The organism is Herbiconiux liukaitaii (genome assembly GCF_041927495.1).
Taxonomy (GTDB): domain Bacteria; phylum Actinomycetota; class Actinomycetes; order Actinomycetales; family Microbacteriaceae; genus Herbiconiux; species Herbiconiux liukaitaii.
In genome coordinates, this window is the sequence record NZ_JBHFHG010000003.1 from 129233 (window position 1) to 148919 (window position 19687).

Below are 19687 nucleotides of genomic sequence, written 5' to 3' on the forward strand. Positions count from 1 at the left end.
CTCGCCGCTGGGCGGTGGGGTGGCGTTCCGGCGTGCGGGGTACCGCGGGTCGCGGCTTCAGGTGCGGGTCGCGGCAAGCGCGGCGCGGCTTCGGGCGCGGGTCGCGGCTAGCGCGGCGCGGCTTCAGCCGCCGGGCGCGGCTAGCGCGGGGGGAGGTCTCGGGCCGGGGAGCCTAGGTAGAGCTGCTGGGGGCGGCCGATCTTGGTCTGGGGGTCGGAGGACATCTCGCGCCAGTGCGCGATCCAGCCGGGGAGGCGGCCGATGGCGAAGAGCACCGTGAACATGCGGGTGGGGAAGCCCATCGCCTTGTAGATGACCCCCGTGTAGAAGTCGACGTTCGGGTAGAGGCGGCGCGAGATGAAGTACTCGTCCGAGAGGGCGACCTCCTCGAGCTCCTTCGCGATGTCGAGCAGCGGATCCTGCACCCCGAGAGCGGCGAGCACCTCGTCGGCGCTCTCCTTCACGAGCTTGGCGCGCGGGTCGTAGTTCTTGTAGACGCGGTGGCCGAAGCCCATGAGACGGATGCCCGCCTCCTTGTTCTTCACGCGCTCCACGAACTTCGCCACACCCTCGCCCGAGTCGCGGATCTGCGCGAGCATCGTGAGCACGGCCTCGTTCGCCCCGCCGTGCAGCGGCCCGAACAGAGCGTTGATGCCGGCCGAGACCGACGCGAACATGTTGGCCTCTGTCGAGCCGACGAGCCGCACCGTGGAGGTCGACGCGTTCTGCTCGTGGTCCTCGTGCAGGATCAGCAGTCGCTCGAGCGCCTTCGACAGCACGGGGTTGATCTCGTACGGCTCGGCGAGGTTGCCGAAGTTGAGCCGCAGGAAGTTGTCGACGAACGACAGCGAGTTGTCGGGGTACAGGAACGCCTGCCCGAGGCTCTTCTTGTGCGCGTACGCGGCCATGACGGGCAGCTTCGCGAGCAGCCGGATGGTCGAGATCTCGACGTCCTCCGGCGAGTGCGGGTTGAGCGAGTCCTGATAGTACGTGGAGAGCGCCGAGACGCCGGAGGAGAGCACCGACATGGGGTGCGCGTTGTGCGGCAACGCGTCGAAGAAGCGCTTGAGGTCTTCGTGCAGCAGGGTGTGACGGCGGATGCGCTCGTCGAAGTCGCTCAGCTCGGAGGCCGTGGGCAGCTCGCCATAGATGAGCAGCCACGCGGTCTCGAGGTACGACAGCGAGGTGGCGACCTGCTCGATCGGATACCCGCGGTAGCGCAGGATCCCCTGGTCGCCATCGATGTAGGTGATGGCCGACTTGGTGGCCGCCGTGTTGACGAATCCGTAGTCGAGCGTGGTGAAGCCGGTCTGCTTGGTGAGCGACGAGAGGTCGATCGACGACGCTCCATCGACCGAGGCCAGGATCGGGAACTCCGCCGTTCCGCCGGGGTAGCTGAGAGTAGCTTTCGGGCTTTCGGGCTGAACCGTTCCGTCTGTCACAACGCCTCCTCGAGTGGTCTTGTAAGACAGCCTAATGTCCGGTGGGAGACGTTGACGCCAGCCGGGAGGCGGCGGAGGCGATGCGCTCGTCGCTCGCCGTGAGCGAGAAGCGCACGTGCGAAGGGAACTCCGAACCATAGAAAGACCCTGGTCCGGCGAGGATCCCGAGGGCGGCGAGCGAGGCGATGGACGACCACGCGTCGCGCCCCTCGGTGGCCCACAGGTAGAGCCCCGCCTCACTGTGGTCGATGCGATATCCGGCACCGGTCAACGCCGGCAGCAGCACCGAGCGCCGAGCGCGGTACAGCTCCTTCTGCGCCTCCACATGGGAGGAGTCGCCGAGAGCGGCCAGCATGGCCGCCTGCACGGGCGCCGGTGGGATCATGCCCGCGTGCTTGCGCACCGTGACGAGCCGCGCGATGAGCGCAGCATCCCCCGCCGCGAACGCCGCCCGATAGCCGGCGAGGTTCGACTGCTTGCTGAGCGAGTACGCGGCGAGCACCCCGGTGAGGTCACCCCCGGTGACCCGCGGATCGAGCAGCGAGGGCACGGGCGTGGTGGCCCATTCGCCGTCCCAGCCGAGTTCGGCGTAGCACTCGTCGCCCACGATCACGGCCCCGAGCGAGCGAGCACGCGCGACGGCCTCCTGCAGCTCGGCCACGGAGAGCACCCGCCCATCCGGGTTGCCGGGGCTGTTGAGCCACACCAACCGCGTCGCCGAGGGCCACGAGGCGGGCGTGTCGGAGGCGAACGACGTGGCACCGGCGAGCTGAGCACCCATCGCATAGGTCGGATACGCGGCCCGCGGATGCACCACCACATCGCCAAAACCGAGCCCGAGCATGAACGGCAACCACGCTACGAATTCCTTCGAGCCGATGGTCGGCAGCACATTCGCCTCGGTGAGCCCGGTCACCCCTCGCCGCCTCGCGTACCACTCCACGATGGCCTCCCGGAGCGGCACAGACCCTGCCGTCAGCGGGTACGCGTGCGCATCCGTGGCCGCGGCGAGCGCGGCCCGCACGAGTGGCGGGGTCGGATCGACGGGCGACCCGATCGACAGGTCGACGATGCCGTCAGGATGCGCGCGGGCCGTCTCGGCGAACGGCACCATCTGATCCCACGGGTAGTCGGGCAGTGCGCCGAGGGCCACGGTTCAGGCCGGTCGCTCAGTGCTCGCCCTGCGGGGGCAGGACGGCGATCACGGGGTGGTCGTGCTTGATGACGCCGATCTTGGCCGCTCCACCGGGAGAGCCGACCTCGTCGAAGAACTCGACGTTGGCCTTGTAGTAGTCGGCCCACTCTTCGGGCAGGTCGTCTTCGTAGTAGATGGCCTCGACGGGGCAGACGGGCTCGCAGGCTCCGCAGTCCACGCACTCGTCGGGGTGGATGTAGAGCGAACGTTCGCCTTCGTAGATGCAGTCGACAGGACACTCGTCGATGCACGCGCGGTCTTTGACGTCCACGCACGGGAGGGCGATGACATAGGTCACAGTGGTTCGGTTCCCTTCGATAACCCAGAGGGCAAGTCTACTTCTTCTGCGGGGCCGGCTTCGGCCACGCGAGCACCACGACGGCCACGAGCGTGACCCCCAGCACCCACACCATTCCGACGGGTGTGGCGGCGATGAGGGTGGAGCCTCCCGTGCTCGGCAGGCTGAAGAGCGAGACGATCCCCACCAGCGCCACGGAGGCGAACACGGCGGCCAGCCGCGAGGGCACCACGAGGCGGAGCCCCACGAGCAGCATGGCCGTGGCTGCGAGCGCCAGCACGAGGCCGATCGGCACGTCGAAGAGCCCGAACAGGCTGAACGAGATCTGGTGCACGACGGTGCCGAGGATGCCGAACAGCAGACCGAGCAGGACCGCGACGATGTACCCGAGGATCCGCGTGCTGCGGGTCGAACCGACCTCGGCGGGCTGCGGATACGGGGAGGTCTCGGCGAGCATCCGTTCAGGATACGGCGCTCCGATGGACAAAAGCCTGTGCGAGTCGTACTCTCGAGAATTGGTAAGGCAACCCTTACTGACTTCGTGTGAATGGACCAGGGTGCTCGCCAACTATCTGATCGGTCTGCGTGAAGGCCTCGAGGCCGCGCTCGTGGTGGGCATTTTCATCGCCTACGTGCAGAAGCTCGAGCGCCGAGATGTGCTGCGCCGCATCTGGCTCGGGGTCGGTCTCGCGGTGCTCGTGGCGCTCACGCTCGGCGCCGTGCTCACCTTCGGCGCCTACGGGCTCTCGTTCGAGGCGCAGGAGGCCATCGGCGGCGGCCTCTCCATCATCGCCACCGTCTTCGTGACCTGGATGGTGTTCTGGATGCTGCGCACGAGCCAGAACCTCAAGGGCTCGCTGCAAGGCGAGGTCGACAGGGCGCTCGTGGGCGCCGGCTGGGGGCTCGTGCTCGTGGCCTTCCTCGCCGTGGGCCGCGAGGGCATCGAGACCGCGCTCTTCATCTGGGCGGCCGTGCAGGCCACCGGTGAGACGACCCTCCCCATCCTCGGTGCGGCCCTCGGCATCGCCACCGCGGTGGTGCTCGGCTACCTCATCAGCAAGGGTCTGCTGCGCATCGACCTCGCCAAGTTCTTCGCCTGGTCGGGCGGCTTCCTCATCGTGGTGGCCGCCGGCGTGCTCTCGTACGGGGTGCACGACCTGCAGGAGGCCGGCATCCTCCCGGGGCTGGGCAGCCTCGCGTTCGACGTGAGCGCCGCGGTGCCGCCCGACAGCTGGTACGGCACGCTCCTCAAGGGCACCGTCAACTTCTCCCCCGCCACCACGTGGCTCGAGCTGGCCGTCTGGCTCGCCTACGTCATCCCCACCATGATCCTCTTCCTCCGGGCGGTGCGTCGAGGCTCGAAGCCCCGCGCGACACCCGGCACCCCCGCACCTCTCACCCGCAGCACCCCTGCACACCACTAGGAGCACCATGAACACCAGACCCCTTCTCGTCTCGGCGGGAGCAGCCATCACGCTGCTCGCTCTCGCCGGCTGCGTGCCGAACAGCCCGGCGGGCTCCGACACCGGCGCCATCACCGTCGACTCCACGAGCGACGACTGCGTGGTGAGCTCCACCACCGCCACGAGCGGCACCCTCACCTTCAGCGTCACGAACTCCGGCGACCAGGTGACCGAGTTCTACCTGCTCGCGGATGACGGACTCCGCATCGTGGGCGAGGTCGAGAACGTGGGCCCCGGCATCTCGCGCGACCTCGTGGTGCAGGCCCAGCCCGGCGACTACTACACCGTGTGCAAGCCCGGCATGGTGGGCGACGGCGTGGGCAAGGCTGGCTTCTCGGTCACGGGCGACAAGGTGCAGCTCGCGGGCGACCTGCAGAGCCAGGTGGATGCGGCGGCCGTCAACTACGTGGCCTACGTCAAGGACCAGGTGGGCCAGCTCGTCGTGGGCACGCAGACCTTCGTCGACGCCTACGAATCCGACACGCCTTCCCCCGACGGCAAGACGGCGGCCGAGCTCTACGCCATCACGCGCGCCAACTACGAGCGGATCGAGCCGGTCGCTGAGTCGTTCGGCGACCTTGACCCCGCCATCGACTTCCGCGAGGCCGACGTGGCCCCCGAAGACGAGTGGACCGGCTGGCACCGCATCGAGAAGGACCTCTTCCCGCCGACCGCCGAGGAGAACGGCGGCACCGAGTACGTGCCTCTCACCGCCGAGGAGCGCACCTACTACGCCGACAAGCTCGTAGCCGACACCCAGCTGCTGTACGACGCCGTCAACGACCCCGACTACACGGTCACGATCGACGCGATCTCGAACGGCGCCATCGGCCTGCTCGAAGAGGTGGCCTCCGGCAAGATCACGGGCGAGGAGGAGATCTGGTCGCACACCGACCTGTGGGACTTCCAGGCCAACCTCGAGGGCGCCCGCGTGGCCTACGAGGGAGTGCGCGACATCGTGGAGACGAAGGATCCCGAGCTCGTGGCCACCCTCGACGAGCGCTTCGCCTCGCTCGAGGCGACGCTCTCGGAGTACGGCAGCCTCGAGGAGGGCTTCGTCTACTACGACGAGCTCTCGACCGACCAGGTCAAGCAGCTCGCCGATGGCGTGAGCGCCCTCAGCGAGCCTCTCAGCCGTCTCACGGCCACCCTGGTCGGCTAGCCACCCCTCGAGATCTACGCTGGGAACCATGTCTGAACACGATCCGGCCGAGGCGAAGCCGGGCATCTCCCGCAGGGGGCTGCTCGGCCTCGCCGGAGCCGGCGTGCTCGGCGCCGGAGCAGGGATCGCCGGGGGCGTGGCCGTCGACCGCTTCGTGCTCCCGGCCTCCACCTCCGCCCAGGAGAACGCGGCCGTCTACCCGTTCTTCGGGGAGCACCAGTCGGGCATCATCACGCCGGCGCAGGACAGGCTGCACTTCGCGAGCTTCGACGTGGCCGACATCACGCGCGACGAGCTCGTGGGCCTGCTGCAGGATTGGAGCGCCGCCGCCGCTCTCATGACGGCGGGCGACCCCGTGGGGGTCTACGGCGCCGTCAGCGGCCCGTACGACGCGCCTCCCGACGACACGGGCGAGGCGCTCGGTCTGCCGGCCTCCGGTCTCACCATCACGTTCGGCTTCGGCCCCACCCTCTTCACCTCGGCCGACGGCGCCGACCGCTTCGGCATCGCCTCCCGTCGGCCCGCGGCCCTCGCCGATCTGCCGCACTTCCCGGCCGATGCGCTCCAGGATGCCCTCACGGGGGGCGATCTCTGCATCCAGGCGTGCAGCGACGACCCGCAGGTGGCGGTGCACGCCATCCGCAACCTCTCCCGCATCGCCTTCGGGCGCGCGGCGCTCCGCTGGTCGCAGCTGGGCTTCGGCCGCACGAGCTCGACCACGACCGCGCAGCAGACCCCGCGCAACCTCTTCGGCTTCAAAGACGGCACGGCCAACATCAAGGCCGAGGAGACCGCGGTCGTGGACGACCAGGTCTGGGCCTCGGCGGCCGACGGCAGCGGAGGCGCCGAGTGGATGGCCGGCGGCTCGTACCTCGTGGCGCGCAAGATCCGCATGACTATCGAGACCTGGGATCGCGCCTCCCTGCGCGAGCAGGAGGCCATCGTCGGCCGCACCAAGGGCGAGGGGGCCCCGTACTCCGGCGGCACCGAGTTCACCGAGCCCGACTTCGCCGCCACCGGCCGGGGGGACGAACCCCTCATCGCCGCGGATTCGCACGTGCGGCTCGCGCATCCCGATCAGAACTCGGGCGCCAAGCTGCTGCGCCGCGGCTACAACTTCGTCGACGGCAACGACGAGCTCGGGCGCCTCAACGCCGGTCTGTTCTTCCTGTGCTACCAGCGCGATCCGCGCACCCAGTTCGTGCCGATCCAGATGAACCTCGCCAAGAACGACGCCATGAACGAGTACCTCCGTCACGTGGGATCGGGTGTCTTCGCGGTGCCGCCCGGAGCCTCCCAGGGTGGCTTCGTGGGCGAGACGCTCTTCGCGTGAGCGAAGGACCCTTCTCCGCGCGCTTCCGGCTGATCACGATCGGTGCGGTCGTGCTCGTCTTCGTGGCGGCCTTCGAGAACCTCGCGGTCACCACCGTGATGCCCACCATCAGCGCCGAGCTCGACGGCGCGGAGCTCTACGCCGTGGCGTTCGCCGCTCCCCTCGCGGCCTCGGTGCTCGGCATGGTGGGGGCCGGCCTGTGGAGCGACCGCACCGGGCCGAGTGTGCCGCTCGTGCTCTCGGTCGTGCTCTTCGCCACCGGGCTGCTCATCGCGGGCACCGCCGTCTCGATGGAGCTCGTGGTGGTCGGCAGACTCGTGCAGGGGCTGGGCAGCGGGGCCACCACGGTGGCGCTCTACGTGATCGTGGCGAGAGTGTTCCCGCCCGGGCTGCAGCCGCGCATCTTCGGGCTGTTCGCCGCGGCCTGGGTGGTGCCGTCGCTCGTGGGCCCGTTCCTGGCCGGCGTGGTGGGCGAGACGATCGGCTGGCGCTGGGTGTTCCTCGGTGTGGTCGCTATCATCCTGCCCGCGGCCGCACTGCTCCGCCCTGCACTGAAGCTGCTGCGGTCGAGCTCGGCGCCTGCCGACGCCACGACGGACCGCGCGCCGATCGCCTGGTGGCGGATCGTCTGGGCTCTCGTGCTCTCCGCCTCGGTGCTCGCGCTCAGCGTCTCCACCGAGCTCAAGGGCGGCTTCGTCTACCTGCTCGCGGCGGCGGCGCTCGTGGTGGCGCTCATCGCGCTGCGCACCCTGCTGCCCACAGGAGCCCTCCGAGCCGCCAAGGGCCTCTCGAGCGTGGTCTCGACCCGGCTGCTCCTGGCCGCCGGGTTCTTCGCCGCCGAGGTCTACCTGCCCTACCTCTTCACCGACGGCTACGGTCTGGGTGCGGCGGCGGCCGGGCTCGCCCTCTCGGCGAGCGGCATCACCTGGGGCGCGGTGTCGCTCACCCAGGGTCGCTTCGCCGATCGCATCCGGCCGGGCACGAGCCTGCGCATCGGCAGCACCCTCGTGGTGCTCGCCATCGCCGTGGTGCTGCTCACGGCGGCACTGCACCTCCCGGTGGGCATCGCCGTGGCGGGGTGGGCGATCTCCGGGGCCGGGATGGGGCTCTGCTACCCGCGCCTCTCGGTGCTCACGCTCGCGAACTCGACTCCGGCGAACCAGGGCTTCAACAGCTCGGCCCTCAACATCGCCGACGCCTCGGGGCCCGCCATGGCGCTCGCCATCTCGGGCATCCTGTTCCAGGGCGTCTCCGCGAGCGCGGGGGCTGCAGGAGCCGACGGATCCGCGCCGCTCGGCTTCGTGGCGGTGTTCGCCCTCGCACTCGCCCTCGCGGTCGGTGCGTTCCTCGTGGCGCCGCGCGCTACTGCGACGCGGCCGTGACGATGTAGGTCGCGGTCTTCTGGCCCGATCCGTCGTCGGCCACGGCGAGCAGCACGCTGTAGGTGCCGTTGCTGTACATGCCGCTGCCTGCGCCTTCGGTGAAGCCCGAGAAGCTCGACTCGAAGCCGGCGGCCACGAGCTCGTCGTTGATGGAGGTGAAGGAGGCCTCGAGATCGGGGACCTCGATCACCACGGTCCACCCGCCGCCCTCGGCCAGGGAGCCCGCGCCGAGGCCACCGACGACCTCGCCGTCGTAGAGCGGGATCTCGCTGGGGAACCCGTCGGGCACCCCGCCGTCGCTGTTGAGGTCGACCTCACCCCCTCCCGCCTGCTCGACGGCACCCTCCACGATGGATTCGACGGGGTTGCCGATGCAGCCGGTGAGGGCCGGGGCAGCGAGAACGCCCAGGGCGATGGCGATGATCACGGAAGCTGTCTTGCTCTTCATACGTCGATCATTCCAGAACCCCGGGCGTCCGGGCTACTGCGAGCAGGTGGAACCTACTGGTTGGCGCGCTTGAGGTTGGCCGTGCGGCGGGCACGCGCGTTGGCGTCGAGCTCCACCTTGCGGATGCGCACGATCTCGGGGGTGACCTCCACGCACTCGTCCTCACGGGCGAACTCGAGGCACTCCTCGAGCGAGAGCTGGCGCGAGGGGGTCATCGACTCGAACGTGTCGGAGGTGGACTGACGCATGTTGGTCAGCTTCTTCTCCTTGGTGATGTTCACGTCCATGTCGTCGGCGCGCGAGTTCTCGCCGATGACCATGCCCTCGTAGACCTCCTCGGTGGGGTTCACGAAGAAGGTCATGCGCTCCTGCAGAGCGATGATGGCGAACGGGGTGACGACACCGGAGCGGTCGGCCACGATCGATCCGTTGTTGCGCGTGACGATGGCGCCGGCCCACTCGCCGTAACCGTGCGAGATCGCGTTGGCGATGCCGGTGCCGCGGGTGATGGTGAGGAACTCGGTGCGGAAGCCGATGAGGCCGCGCGACGGCACGATGAACTCCATGCGCACCCAGCCGGTGCCGTGGTTCGACATGCCCTCCATGCGGCCCTTGCGGGCGGCGAGCAGCTGCGTGATGGCGCCGAGGTACTCCTCGGGGGCGTCGATCGTGAGGTGCTCGTAGGGCTCGTGCGTCTTGCCGTCGACCTGCTTGGTGACCACCTGGGGCTTGCCCACGGTGAGCTCGAAGCCCTCGCGGCGCATGTTCTCGACGAGGATGGCGAGCGCGAGCTCTCCACGGCCCTGCACCTCCCAGGCATCGGGCTTGCCGACGTCGAGCACGCGGAGCGAGACGTTGCCGATGAGCTCGCGGTCGAGGCGGTCCTTCACCATGCGCGCGGTGAGCTTGTGGCCCTTGACCTTGCCCACGAGGGGCGAGGTGTTGGTTCCGATCGTCATCGAGATGGCGGGGTCGTCGACCGTGATGGCGGGCAGCGGCCGCACGTCGTCGGCGTCGGCGATGGTCTCGCCGATGGTGATCTCGTCGATGCCGGCGATGGCCACGATGTCGCCGGGGCCGGCGCTCTCGGTGGGCACGCGGGTGAGGGCGACGGTCTTGAGCAGCTCGCTGATGCGCTGCTGGTGAACGGTGCCGTCGTGCTTGACCCAGGCGACCTGCTGGCCCTTCTTGATGGTGCCGTTGAAGACACGCAGCAGGGCGAGACGGCCGAGGAACGGCGACGAGTCGAGGTTGGTGACGTGGGCCTGGAGGGGCGCCTCGTCGTCGTAGACCGGAGCGGGGACGTGCTCGAGGATGGCGCCGAAGAGCGGCTCGAGGTCGTCGTTGTCGGGCAGCGTGCCGTTCTCGGGCTTGTTGAGCGACGCGGCGCCGTTGCGGCCGGAGGCGTAGACGACGGGCACATCGAGGATGGCGTCGAGGTCGAGGTCGGGCACGTCTTCGGCCAGGTCGGAGGCGAGGCCGAGCAGCAGGTCCTGCGACTCCGTGACGACCTCGTCGATGCGCGCATCGGGGCGGTCGGTCTTGTTGACCAGGAGGATCACGGGGAGCTTGGCCTCGAGGGCCTTACGGAGCACGAAGCGGGTCTGGGGCAGGGGGCCCTCCGACGCGTCGACGAGCAGCACGACGCCGTCGACCATGGAGAGGCCGCGCTCGACCTCGCCGCCGAAGTCGGCGTGGCCGGGGGTGTCGATCACGTTGATGGTGATCGGCTTGTCGCCGGCGTGCTTGCCGGTGTACGAGATCGCCGTGTTCTTGGCGAGGATCGTGATGCCCTTCTCACGTTCCAGGTCGTTGGAGTCCATCATGCGGTCGTCGGCGTCGAAGTGCGCGTCGAACGAGTTGGTCTGCGTGAGCATGGCATCGACCAGAGTGGTCTTGCCGTGGTCGACGTGGGCGACGATCGCGACATTGCGCAGGTCGTCGCGGGTGGCTTGTGCCATGGGAAGTCCTTCTTGTCTCTTCGCGTCGGAGCGCGAACATCACCGGGGTCGGCGGAGGTGGGGGGTGGGCCGAGAAACCGGCCGGAGCCTTCATTCTACCTGGTCGACCCCTCCCCGTGCTCCCGCCGCCGCCGCGTCGGACCGCCCGGGCCGCCGTCAGTCGGGATCGGTGGCCCGGAGGATGCCTCGCCGCAGCTCCCGCCTGGCCTTCTGCTCCGCGGGATCGGGCACCGGGATGGCGGCGATGAGACGCTGCGTGTACGGATCCTTCGGATCGCGCAGGATCTCGTCGCGACTGCCCGTCTCCACGATGTGGCCGTGGTTCATGACGGCGATCCTGTCGGCCATCTGGTCGACCACGGCGAGGTCGTGGCTGATGAAGAGGCACGCGAAGTCGAGGTCGCGCTGCAGGCCGGAGAGCAGTTCGAGCACCGTGGCCTGCACCGAGACATCGAGCGCCGAGGTGGGCTCGTCGGCCACGAGCAGCTTCGGGCTCAGCGAGAGGGCGCGGGCGATGCCCACGCGCTGCTTCTGCCCGCCGGAGAGCTCGTGCGGAAAGCGGTTGCGGTAGGCGCGCGGCAGCCGAACGCTGTCGAGCAGCTCCTCGACCCGGCGGTCGAGCTCCTTGCCCGAGGCCTCCTTGGCGAGCAGCAGCGGCTCGCCGATGCTCTCGCCGATCGGCAGCCGGGGATTGAGCGACGACGACGGATCCTGGAACACGATGCCGACCTTGTTGCGGAGCTGCCGCACCACCGAACGCGAGTGCTGCGAGAGGTCGACACCGCACACCACGAGCCGACCGCCCGCGATGGGCTGCAGGCCGATGGCCGCGCGCCCGATCGTGGACTTGCCCGATCCGGACTCCCCCACGAGGCCGAGCACCTCGCCCGCACCGATCGAGAGGCTCACCTCGTCGACCGCGCGGAACTTGCCCACCTTGCCGCGGGCGCCGTACTCCACCACCACACGGTCGAGCTCGAGGATGGTGGCGGTCGAGGGGGTCGCCCCCTCGTGAGCGGAAGCGGCGGTCACGGGCGCCTCAGGGCGATCCGTCACGATCACCTCGGCGAGGGTCTCGTCGAGGTCGATCGTCTCGTCGCCGGCGCCGCCCTTGCCGAGGTGCGGCACGGCGTCGAGCAGCGCCTGCGTGTACGGATCCTGCGGGGAGGCGAAGATCTCGGCCACGGGCCCCTGCTCCACCACGCGGCCGCTCTGCATCACCACGACCCAGTCGGCGAGGTCGGCCACCACTCCCATGTCGTGCGTGATGAGCAGCACGGCGCTCTTGAGCCGGTCTTTCAGGTCGCGCAGGAGCTCGAGGATCTCCGCCTGCACGGTCACGTCGAGGGCCGTCGTGGGCTCGTCGGCCACGAGGAGCACCGGATCGAGCACGAGTGCCTGGGCGATCATGGCGCGCTGGCGCTGGCCGCCGGAGAGCTGGTGCGGGTAGGAGTCGAAGGCCTTCTCGGGGTCGGGCATCTCGACGAGCTTGAGCATCTCGAGCGCGCGCACCTTCGCCTCGGTGGGAGTGACCTGGCGGTGGATGCGGATGGCCTCGATGATCTGGAAGCCCACCGTGTAGACGGGGTTGAGCGCCGTCATCGGCTCCTGGAAGATGGCGGCGACCTCCTGGCCGCGCAGAGCCCGGAGCTCCTGCGGCTTGAGGCCCACGACAGAGCGGCCCGCCACCTTGATCTCGCCGCGCACACGCGCGCTCTTCGGCAGCAGGTCGAGGATGGCCATCGACGAGACGCTCTTGCCGCTGCCGGACTCGCCGACCACCGCCACGATCTCGCCGGGGCCGATCGTGTACGAGACCTTGCTGGCCGCGGGCACCCAGACGCCGTCGACGCCGAAGTCGACCGAGAGACCGTCGATCTGCAGCACCGGGGTGGTGTTCGCGGGGTAGGTGTGGAGTGCGCCGCTCACGGGAGGAGGGTCCTTTCGTCGCGGAGGCTTCGGAGCCGGGTCTCGTGCGGGACTGCGAGAATCGTCTCGTGCCCCACGTTCCCGAACCGACCGTCGTCTTCCGTTCCCGGTTCAACGGAGTGCTCTCCGTCGTGTTCTGGGTGGTCTGCGCGGGTGCGCTGACCGCCTCGGTGGCGGCGGGCGCGTACGGCCCGACCGCTGCCATCTCGATCGCCGTCGTGTATCTCGCGGCGGTCGTCTACTTCGTGCTGTGGCGCCCGCGACTGAGTCTCGACGACAGCGCCATCACCGTGCACAACGTGCTGCAGACCGTGACCGTGCCGTGGGAGGCGCTCATCCTGGTCGACACCAAGTTCGCGCTCACCCTCGTGACCCCTGACCGGCGCGTCTCCGTGTGGTGCGCACCGGCTCCCGGCGCCACGGGAGCCCTGAGGGCCTCGCGCGAGCAGGGCACCAGGGCGCGCAGCTGGACGCAGGCGAGCGAGGTGCGCCCCGGCGACCTCGACGGCACCGACTCCGGCCGAGCGGCGGCCATCGTGCGCGAGCGCTGGGACGCGCTCCGCGAGAGCGGTTCGATCCCGCTCGGCACCGCGCACGAAGCCCGCGTGGGCGTGCGCTGGTCGATCGCGGCGATCGCCGTGCTCGTGCTGGGCGCCGCCGCCACGGTGGCGGGCTTCGTGCTGCTCTGACCCGAGCGTGACTGAGCCGGTCATCACGGCGTCGACGACTTCGGGGCTTCGAGGTTCGCGTTCGGCTGCGAGGCCTCGACGAACTCCCGCATCTTGCGGCGCTTGAAGCGCTTCTGACGCGGGTCGAACGCATCCCGCAGCCCGTCGCCCACGAAGTTCACGAGCAGGGCGAGCGACACGATGAAGAGGGCAGGCCACCAGTAGAGCCACGGGCGGGTGGAGAACGCAGACTGGTTGTCGCTGATGAGCAGGCCGAGCGACGACTCCGGGCTCCGGATGCCGTAGCCGAGGTAGCTCAGGCCCGTCTCGAGCAGGATGGCGCTGGCCGCGAGCAGGGTGGCGCTCACGATCACGACGCCCACGGCGTTCGGCAGGATGTGCTTGAAGATGATCCGCAGGTCGCTCGCCCCTGCCACCCGGGCGGCCTCCACGAACTCGCGCTCGCGCAGCGAGAGGAACTCGGCGCGCACGAGCCGTGCGATCGCCATCCACGACACGAGCGCGAGCAGGATCGAGAGGAACCACACGCCGAGCCCTCCGCTGCCGGCCGTCTGGCCCACGACGGCGCCGATCACGATGGCGGGGATCACGATGAAGACATCGGTGATGCGCATGAGCACCGCATCCACCCAGCCGCGGTAGTAGCCCGCGATGGCACCCACCACGGTGCCGACGACCGTGCCGAGACCGCCGATGACGACCATCACCACGAGCGAGTTCTGGATGCCGCGCATGGTGAGCGCGAAGTAGTCCACGCCGATGCGGTTCTGGCCGAACGGGTGGTCGCCGAGCGACGGCGGCCAGAGCGAGAGCGTGGGGCCACCCGCCTGCGGGTTGAGGTCGCGGAAGTTGTACTTCCACCACCCCGGGATGGGGCCGATGCCGGTGGCGGAGAAGGCGAACACCACGATGATGAGCAGCAGCACGAGCGAGACCACCGAGATCCGGTTCTGCAGGAACCGCTCGAAGATGAGGCGCCCCTGCGACTTGCCCGCCACGGCGTCGACCCGCTCGCGGCCCGATCCGCTCGCGCCCGGCTCGACTTCCAGCATTCCCTGGCTCATGCGATGTCCCTGTTCTGATCGAACGGCTCGTGTGCCCGCATCATCGCACTCTCACTCGGGGATCGAGCGCGGCGTAGGCGAGGTCGGCGAGGAAGTTGAACGCGATCGCGACGATGGCGATCACGATGAAGTAGCCCATGATCGGGTTGAGGTCGGTGCGACCGAGGGCCGTGGCGAAGAGGTTGCCCATGCCGCTGATGGCGAAGACGCGCTCGGTGATGACCGCGCCGCCGAGCAGCGCACCCACGTCGGTGGCCACGATGGTGGCGATCGGGATGAGCATGTTGCGGAACGCGTGACGCATCACGACCGTGCGCTCCGGCAGGCCCTTGGCCCTGGCGGTGCGGATGTAGTCCTGATTGAGCACCTCGAGCAGACCGGCGCGGGAGTACCGCGTGTACTGGGCGAACGAGATGAGCAGCAGCGCGATCGTGGGCAGCAGCAGGTGCGTGAACGAGTCGATGCCCATCACCCACACGTCGCCCTTGAGACCGGGGGTGCCCGACCCGACCGTGGCGATGGGGCGGCCGTTGATCCTGGAGCTGTCGATGTAGCTCGGCCACGACTGCATGAAGCGGTCGAGGAACACGAAGAGCATGCCGACGCCGCCCGTGATGGCCCCCGCCCGGATGGCCTGGCCGCGATCGGCACCGCCGAGCACCGCACCGATCACGAGGCCGATGACCACGGCGCCCACGGCGATGAACACGAGGGTGAAGACCGACGAGATGTCGAAGAGGCCCTGGAGGGCGAAGTAGCCCACGTAGACGAGGGCCGCCGTGATGCCCGCGGTGAGCAGGGCCCGCCGGTTCGACAGCCCCGACACGAGGATCGTGACGATGAGCACCGTGGCGGCGAGCACCACGAGGAGGCCGATGGGGCCGAGCCCCGGTGTGAGGAACCAGCCGCTGAGCGAGATGTAGGCGAGCACTCCCCCGGTGGCGGCGGCGGAGACCGCGAAGACGATCACGCGACGACGCGCGTCACCGCCCACGAGCACCATCCAGATCAACCCCGCGACGAGGGCGATCACCACGATGAGCCAGGCGGGCACGGAGGCGCCGTCCTGCAGGAAGTCGTTGAAGCCCAGCGCGATGAACTCCTTGAGGAGCACGGCGATGAGGAACGACGGCAGGGAGAAGAGGAAGAAGCTGAGGAACGTGGTTCCGATGTCGAAGCCGCTGTACTGGCGGAGCGCGGTCACGATGCCGACGACGACGCCGAGCAGGATGGCCACGACCGTCGCCACGGTGACGAGCTGCAGCGTGGAGACCATCGCCGTGGGCAGGATGGTGGCCACGGGCGCGTTGTCGAGCGTGAGGCCGAGGTCGCAGGCGTTGGCGAAGGGGATGAGGCACTTGGCCGCCCCGCCCAACCAGAGGAACCAGCGCAACGGCGCCGGCACGTCGAGATCGAGGGCCGCCGTGCGGGCCGCGATGAGCTGCGCTTCGTTGGCGGCGTTGCCGCCGCGGAGATCCTTGAGCGGATCTCCTGACCCCGCCGCGAGCACGTACATGATGAACGACGCGGCGATGAGAATCAGTATGGAGACGCCGATGCGTCTCGCGATGTAAGCGGCCATGGAACCGGAATCCTCATACAGCACCCTGGATGGGGTGCAATCGAGCCGTCCTCCAGGATGCGGACGACGGCGAGTGGACGAAGACGATTGTCGCACCCCGGGCGAGCGTGTGGGGAACGGGCCTCAGCCCGTTCCCCACACGAGGTGGTGCGACTATCCGGTTACTCTACGAGCGTCCAGTCCTGGGCGTTCCAGACGATGCCCGTCTGGTTGCCGAAGAACTGCAGGCCGTCGATGGTGCCGTTCGACGCGAACAGGCCGGGAGCCTGGAACAGCGGAAGACCGTAGAAGTCCTTCGCGGTCTCGGCGTCGATCTGCACCTTGAGCTGGCCGAGGGCGTCCTCGTCGAGCTCGGTCTGCGCCTCGTCGACCATGCCGTCGACGGTGGTGTTGGAGTAGTTGTTGTAGTTTCCGCCACCGCCGGTCTTGAAGATCTGAGCGAGGGCCGCGTTACCGGCACCTGGCGAGATCCAGCCGAAGATGGAGGCGTCGTAGTCGCCACCGGGGAGGAGCGACGACCAGTCGGGCGAGCCCGCGTCGACCACGTTGAAGCCGGCCTCGGCCGCCGACGACTGGATGGCCTGGAAGGAGTCGACCCGGTTGGGGTTGTCGGTGTTGTAGAGGATGCGGACCGTGGGGGTCGCACCCGCCAGGAGCGCCTTGGCACCCTCGATGTCGGGCGTGTCGTACGCGTCGTAGCCGCTCGCGGCGACGGCGTCGGTGTACTCGGGCTCGGCGGGGATGAAGATCTGCGAGTTGAGCACCTCGGCGTCGGGGTTCACCGGGGTGACGATCGACGAGAGGATCTGGTCGCGCGGGATGGTCTTGAGGAACGCCTCACGCACGGTCGGGTCCTGGAAGACGCCGGAGGCGAAGTTCAGGTCGAGGTGGTCGTAGGAGAGCTGGTTGCCCTCGAGGGTCTCGAGGTTGGCGTTCTGCAGCGCGGTGAGCGTGTCGGCGGAGGCCTGCGGGAAGATCGCGTTGACCTCGCCGTTCTGCAGAGCCGTGACCTGGGCGTTCGAGTCGCCGATGAAGCGCAGCACGAGCTCGTCGTACGCAGGCTCGTCGGAGCCCGTGTACTCGGGGTTCTTGCCGAACGAGATCGACTGCTGAGGCGTGTAGGCCGTCACGATGAACGGACCGCTGGCGACGAGGAGCGACTCGTCCTCGGGGAACGACGTGAAGTCGTAGCCGGTGTTCCAGAAGTCGGCAGCGGCCTTGATGGTCTCGTTGGGGGCCACGGGTGCCGCCGGGTCGCCGGCGGGGGTGTCTTCGAGGGTCTGCATGAACTCCTCGAGCGAGACGCCTGCCTTCTCGGCGAGCACGTGGGCGGGCTTGTCGAGCAGGTTGCCGAGCTCCCAGTCCACGAAGGGCTCCGCGTAGGTCAGCGTGAGGCTGAGCTTGTCGTCGGAGACCTCGGGGAACGACGTGGTGTCGAGACCGGCGGTGCTGCCGGCGAGCGTGAAGTACTGCGTGCCGCCGGTGACCTCTCCGGTCGCCTCGTCGATCGTGGCGTCGTCGTAGTAGCCGGAGCCGATGGCCCAGCCCACGAGCAGGTCGTCGGTCGTGATGGGCTCGCCGTCGGACCACTTGAGGTTGTCGTTGAGCGTGTACTCGACGGTCAGCGGGTCGTCCGAGACCTTCTCGTACGTGCCGATGTTGTCGTTGTGCACGACGTTGAACTCTTCATCGAGCGTGAAGAAGCCACCGAGGCTGGCGCCGGCGGAGGTGCCGGAGGTTCCGGTGAGGTACTGGATCATGCCGTTCGTGTCGAGGTTGCCCTGTGGGGTGCTCGAGTTGAACGAGGTCGCCTCGTTGGTGGTGGCGACGGTGATCGTGCCGCTGCTCTCGGTCGTGGTGTCGTCGGTCGTGGTGGTGCACGCGGTCAGCGCGAGCGCCGACACCCCCACCACGGCGACAGCCACTCCCAGCCGCGATCGTCTCTTCATGTTTGTCAACTGCGTTCCTTCCGGATGCTTCCAGAGGCTGCCTGCGCAACCTAAGGAAGTACCCTAAGCGGGGGGTCAGACCCCCACCAAACCTCACCACGAAAAGTTACACGGTCGAAACTATTTCCTGAGGATTCTTGTGCTTCTCCCACAGAGCGTGTGGAAAAGTGGCGTCAGACGCAAGAAAGTGACAAGCAATGACACGTGCTGAGGAATGGATGCGGCTGCGGCGCACGCGGCTCCGGACGGAGATCGCGATCGTGCTCGGGGTCTCGCTCGGGGCCTCCGCGATCTACTCGGTGGTCAGCATCATCGCGCGCCTCACCTCGGAGACGGCGCTCGCCGATCAGACCGCGACCATCAACGGCAGCCTCAGCGACCGGGAGTGGCTCGACGGCACCTACCAGGTGCTCGCCATCGTCTTCGCGCTCGTGCCCGTGGCGCTCGTGTTCTACCTGCTCGCCATCTCGGGCGGCAACCCGTTCCGACGGCTCGGCTTCGACCTGCGCGATCCCTGGCGCGACCTCGGTCGCGGCCTCCTGCTCGTGCTCGTGATCGGCGTGCCCGGCATTGCTCTCTACTTCGCGGGGAGGGCGGCGGGGATCACGGTCGACGTGGTGCCTGCCCCGCTCGACACCTACTGGTGGACGACGCCCGTGCTCATCCTCTCGGCGCTCCGCGCGGCCCTGCAGGAGGAGCTCATCGTGGTGGGCTACCTGTTCGCGCGACTGCGCCAGCTGGGCTGGCAGAAGTGGCGCATCATCCTCTCGGCGGCGGTGCTGCGCGGCAGCTACCACCTCTACCAGGGCATCGGACCGTTCGTCGGCAACGTCGTGATGGGGGTGGTATTCGGCTGGTGCTACTGGCGCTGGGGGCGCACCATGCCGCTCGTCGTGGCGCACTGGATCATCGACATCGCCTCGTTCGTGGGCTACGCCTGGGCGGTGGCCAACCTGCCCACGCTGTTCGGCTAGCCCGAGCGCACTCGGGAGGGCTCAGGCGCGTTCGCGGCGGTTCGAGATGACGAACGCGGCGATGCCGCCCGCCACGAGCACGCCGCCGCCGATGAAGCCGCCGATCATGAGCCAGTTGGGCGTGCTCGAGGTCGTCGTCTGCGGCTGCTGGGCCGAGGGATCGGGCGTGAAGAGCGGTTCCTCCGTGGGCGGGGCCGTGGCGGATGCCGTGACCTCCACGGTCATCACGGCCGTCGCCGTGCCCTCGAACGAGGTCGAGAGCGTGCACAGGATGTTCGACGTGCCGATCGGGAACATCTCGCCCGACCCCACCGGTGTCGCCACGATCTGGCAGCCGTCGAGAGTCAGGCCGGTCGGCAGGTTGGGTGTGATCGGCACGGGGGCCATGCCGGAGGCGTCGGCCTCGAGCTCGAGCAGACCGGGCAGGATGCTCGAGTTGGTGAAGTCGGCGCCCACGATCCTCGTGCCCGTGAAGTCGGCGCCCGTGAGGTTCGCCCCGTTGAAGTTCGCGCCCTGCACGTCGCCGTCCACGAACGAGGAGTTCTGCAGGTCGGCGTTGCGGAAGTCGCCCTCACCGAAGCGGGTGCCGCTGAGATCCATCCCCGCGCACTGGGCGCCACCGGGTCCCGCGTCGGCCATGCGGGAGACGGTGCAGCCGCCCTCGTCGTACACGGGCTCCGCCGAGGCGGGGGCGGCGACCACGCCGACAGAGACCACCGTGAGCGCCGCTCCCGCCAGCAGTGCGGACAGGCGGGCGGCACGGGGTGTCGTCATGTGTCGAACTCTACCAAAGCCCGATGGGCCCGCTCCGCCGTC

17 protein-coding genes are annotated in these 19687 nt (G+C 68.9%); 6 read left to right on the forward strand and 11 right to left on the reverse strand.

Going from position 1 to position 19687, the window contains the following annotated elements:
• Positions 1–140: 140 nt before the first annotated feature.
• The 4 genes from ACEXQC_RS05005 to ACEXQC_RS05020 are packed head-to-tail and all read right to left on the reverse strand — an operon-like array spanning position 141 to position 3392.
• Positions 141–1442 (reverse strand): citrate synthase, encoded by a 1302-nt coding sequence (locus ACEXQC_RS05005; RefSeq protein ID WP_374819125.1) that lies wholly within the window; start codon positions 1440–1442, stop codon positions 141–143.
• A gap of 31 nt (positions 1443–1473) precedes the next feature.
• Positions 1474–2595: a succinyldiaminopimelate transaminase gene (gene dapC, locus ACEXQC_RS05010; protein ID WP_374819127.1), complete on the reverse strand. Its 1122-nt coding sequence runs from the start codon at positions 2593–2595 to the stop codon at positions 1474–1476.
• 16 nt (positions 2596–2611) lie between these two features.
• The gene (fdxA, locus tag ACEXQC_RS05015) at positions 2612–2935 is read right to left on the reverse strand and encodes a ferredoxin (protein WP_374819129.1); all 324 of its coding nucleotides are present in this window, start codon (positions 2933–2935) and stop codon (positions 2612–2614) included.
• Between the two features lie 37 nt (positions 2936–2972).
• A complete protein-coding gene (locus ACEXQC_RS05020; protein WP_374819131.1) occupies positions 2973–3392 on the reverse strand; it encodes a DUF6113 family protein in 420 nt (139 codons plus the stop codon).
• A gap of 100 nt (positions 3393–3492) precedes the next feature.
• On the opposite strand from ACEXQC_RS05020, the gene efeU reads away from it, so the two are divergent.
• From efeU to ACEXQC_RS05040, 4 genes are read left to right on the forward strand one after another with little or no spacing between them, the layout of a single operon-like run.
• Complete coding sequence (gene efeU / locus ACEXQC_RS05025) at positions 3493–4359, forward strand: iron uptake transporter permease EfeU (protein ID WP_374819133.1); 867 nt, start codon at positions 3493–3495, stop codon at positions 4357–4359.
• A 7-nt stretch (positions 4360–4366) separates the two neighbouring features.
• The gene (gene efeO / locus ACEXQC_RS05030) at positions 4367–5560 is read left to right on the forward strand and encodes an iron uptake system protein EfeO (protein WP_374819135.1); all 1194 of its coding nucleotides are present in this window, start codon (positions 4367–4369) and stop codon (positions 5558–5560) included.
• A gap of 28 nt (positions 5561–5588) precedes the next feature.
• Positions 5589–6893, forward strand: coding sequence for an iron uptake transporter deferrochelatase/peroxidase subunit (gene efeB / locus ACEXQC_RS05035; RefSeq protein WP_374819137.1), 1305 nt, complete (start codon positions 5589–5591; stop codon positions 6891–6893).
• Positions 6890–8275 carry an MFS transporter gene (locus ACEXQC_RS05040; RefSeq protein ID WP_374819139.1) on the forward strand — a complete coding sequence of 462 codons (1386 nt, stop codon included), beginning with the start codon at positions 6890–6892 and terminating at the stop codon, positions 8273–8275. Before efeB ends, ACEXQC_RS05040 begins: the two co-directional genes overlap by 4 nt.
• On the opposite strand, the gene ACEXQC_RS05045 is transcribed toward ACEXQC_RS05040, so the two are convergent.
• The 3 genes from ACEXQC_RS05045 to ACEXQC_RS05055 all read right to left on the reverse strand — a co-directional run bounded on the left by ACEXQC_RS05045 (position 8256) and on the right by ACEXQC_RS05055 (position 12613).
• Entirely contained in the window at positions 8256–8723 is a 468-nt protein-coding gene (locus ACEXQC_RS05045) for a hypothetical protein (RefSeq protein ID WP_374819141.1), read from the reverse strand. The two genes, ACEXQC_RS05040 and ACEXQC_RS05045, sit on opposite strands and share 20 nt — an antisense overlap.
• 53 nt (positions 8724–8776) lie before the next feature.
• A complete protein-coding gene (gene typA / locus ACEXQC_RS05050; RefSeq protein ID WP_374819143.1) occupies positions 8777–10684 on the reverse strand; it encodes a translational GTPase TypA in 1908 nt (635 codons plus the stop codon).
• A gap of 156 nt (positions 10685–10840) precedes the next feature.
• Positions 10841–12613 carry an ABC transporter ATP-binding protein gene (locus tag ACEXQC_RS05055; RefSeq protein WP_374819145.1) on the reverse strand — a complete coding sequence of 591 codons (1773 nt, stop codon included), beginning with the start codon at positions 12611–12613 and terminating at the stop codon, positions 10841–10843.
• A 68-nt stretch (positions 12614–12681) separates the two neighbouring features.
• On the opposite strand from ACEXQC_RS05055, the gene ACEXQC_RS05060 reads away from it, so the two are divergent.
• The gene (locus tag ACEXQC_RS05060; protein WP_374819147.1) at positions 12682–13302 is read left to right on the forward strand and encodes a PH domain-containing protein; all 621 of its coding nucleotides are present in this window, start codon (positions 12682–12684) and stop codon (positions 13300–13302) included.
• A 23-nt stretch (positions 13303–13325) separates the two neighbouring features.
• On the opposite strand, the gene ACEXQC_RS05065 is transcribed toward ACEXQC_RS05060, so the two are convergent.
• From ACEXQC_RS05065 to ACEXQC_RS05075, 3 genes are all read right to left on the reverse strand, one after another.
• Positions 13326–14366: an ABC transporter permease gene (locus tag ACEXQC_RS05065; RefSeq protein ID WP_374819149.1), complete on the reverse strand. Its 1041-nt coding sequence runs from the start codon at positions 14364–14366 to the stop codon at positions 13326–13328.
• Between the two features lie 40 nt (positions 14367–14406).
• Positions 14407–15948 (reverse strand): ABC transporter permease, encoded by a 1542-nt coding sequence (locus tag ACEXQC_RS05070; protein ID WP_374819151.1) that lies wholly within the window; start codon positions 15946–15948, stop codon positions 14407–14409.
• 161 nt (positions 15949–16109) lie between these two features.
• On the reverse strand, positions 16110–17897 hold the full coding sequence (locus tag ACEXQC_RS05075) for an ABC transporter family substrate-binding protein (RefSeq protein ID WP_374819153.1): 1788 nt from the start codon (positions 17895–17897) through the stop codon (positions 16110–16112).
• 197 nt (positions 17898–18094) lie between these two features.
• Between ACEXQC_RS05075 and ACEXQC_RS05080 the strand changes: the two genes are divergently transcribed.
• The gene (locus ACEXQC_RS05080) at positions 18095–18871 is read left to right on the forward strand and encodes a CPBP family intramembrane glutamic endopeptidase (RefSeq protein WP_374819155.1); all 777 of its coding nucleotides are present in this window, start codon (positions 18095–18097) and stop codon (positions 18869–18871) included.
• 21 nt (positions 18872–18892) lie between these two features.
• Here ACEXQC_RS05080 and ACEXQC_RS05085 read toward each other — a convergent pair whose 3' ends face one another.
• Positions 18893–19645, reverse strand: coding sequence for a pentapeptide repeat-containing protein (locus ACEXQC_RS05085; protein ID WP_374819157.1), 753 nt, complete (start codon positions 19643–19645; stop codon positions 18893–18895).
• Positions 19646–19687 lie beyond the last annotated feature (42 nt).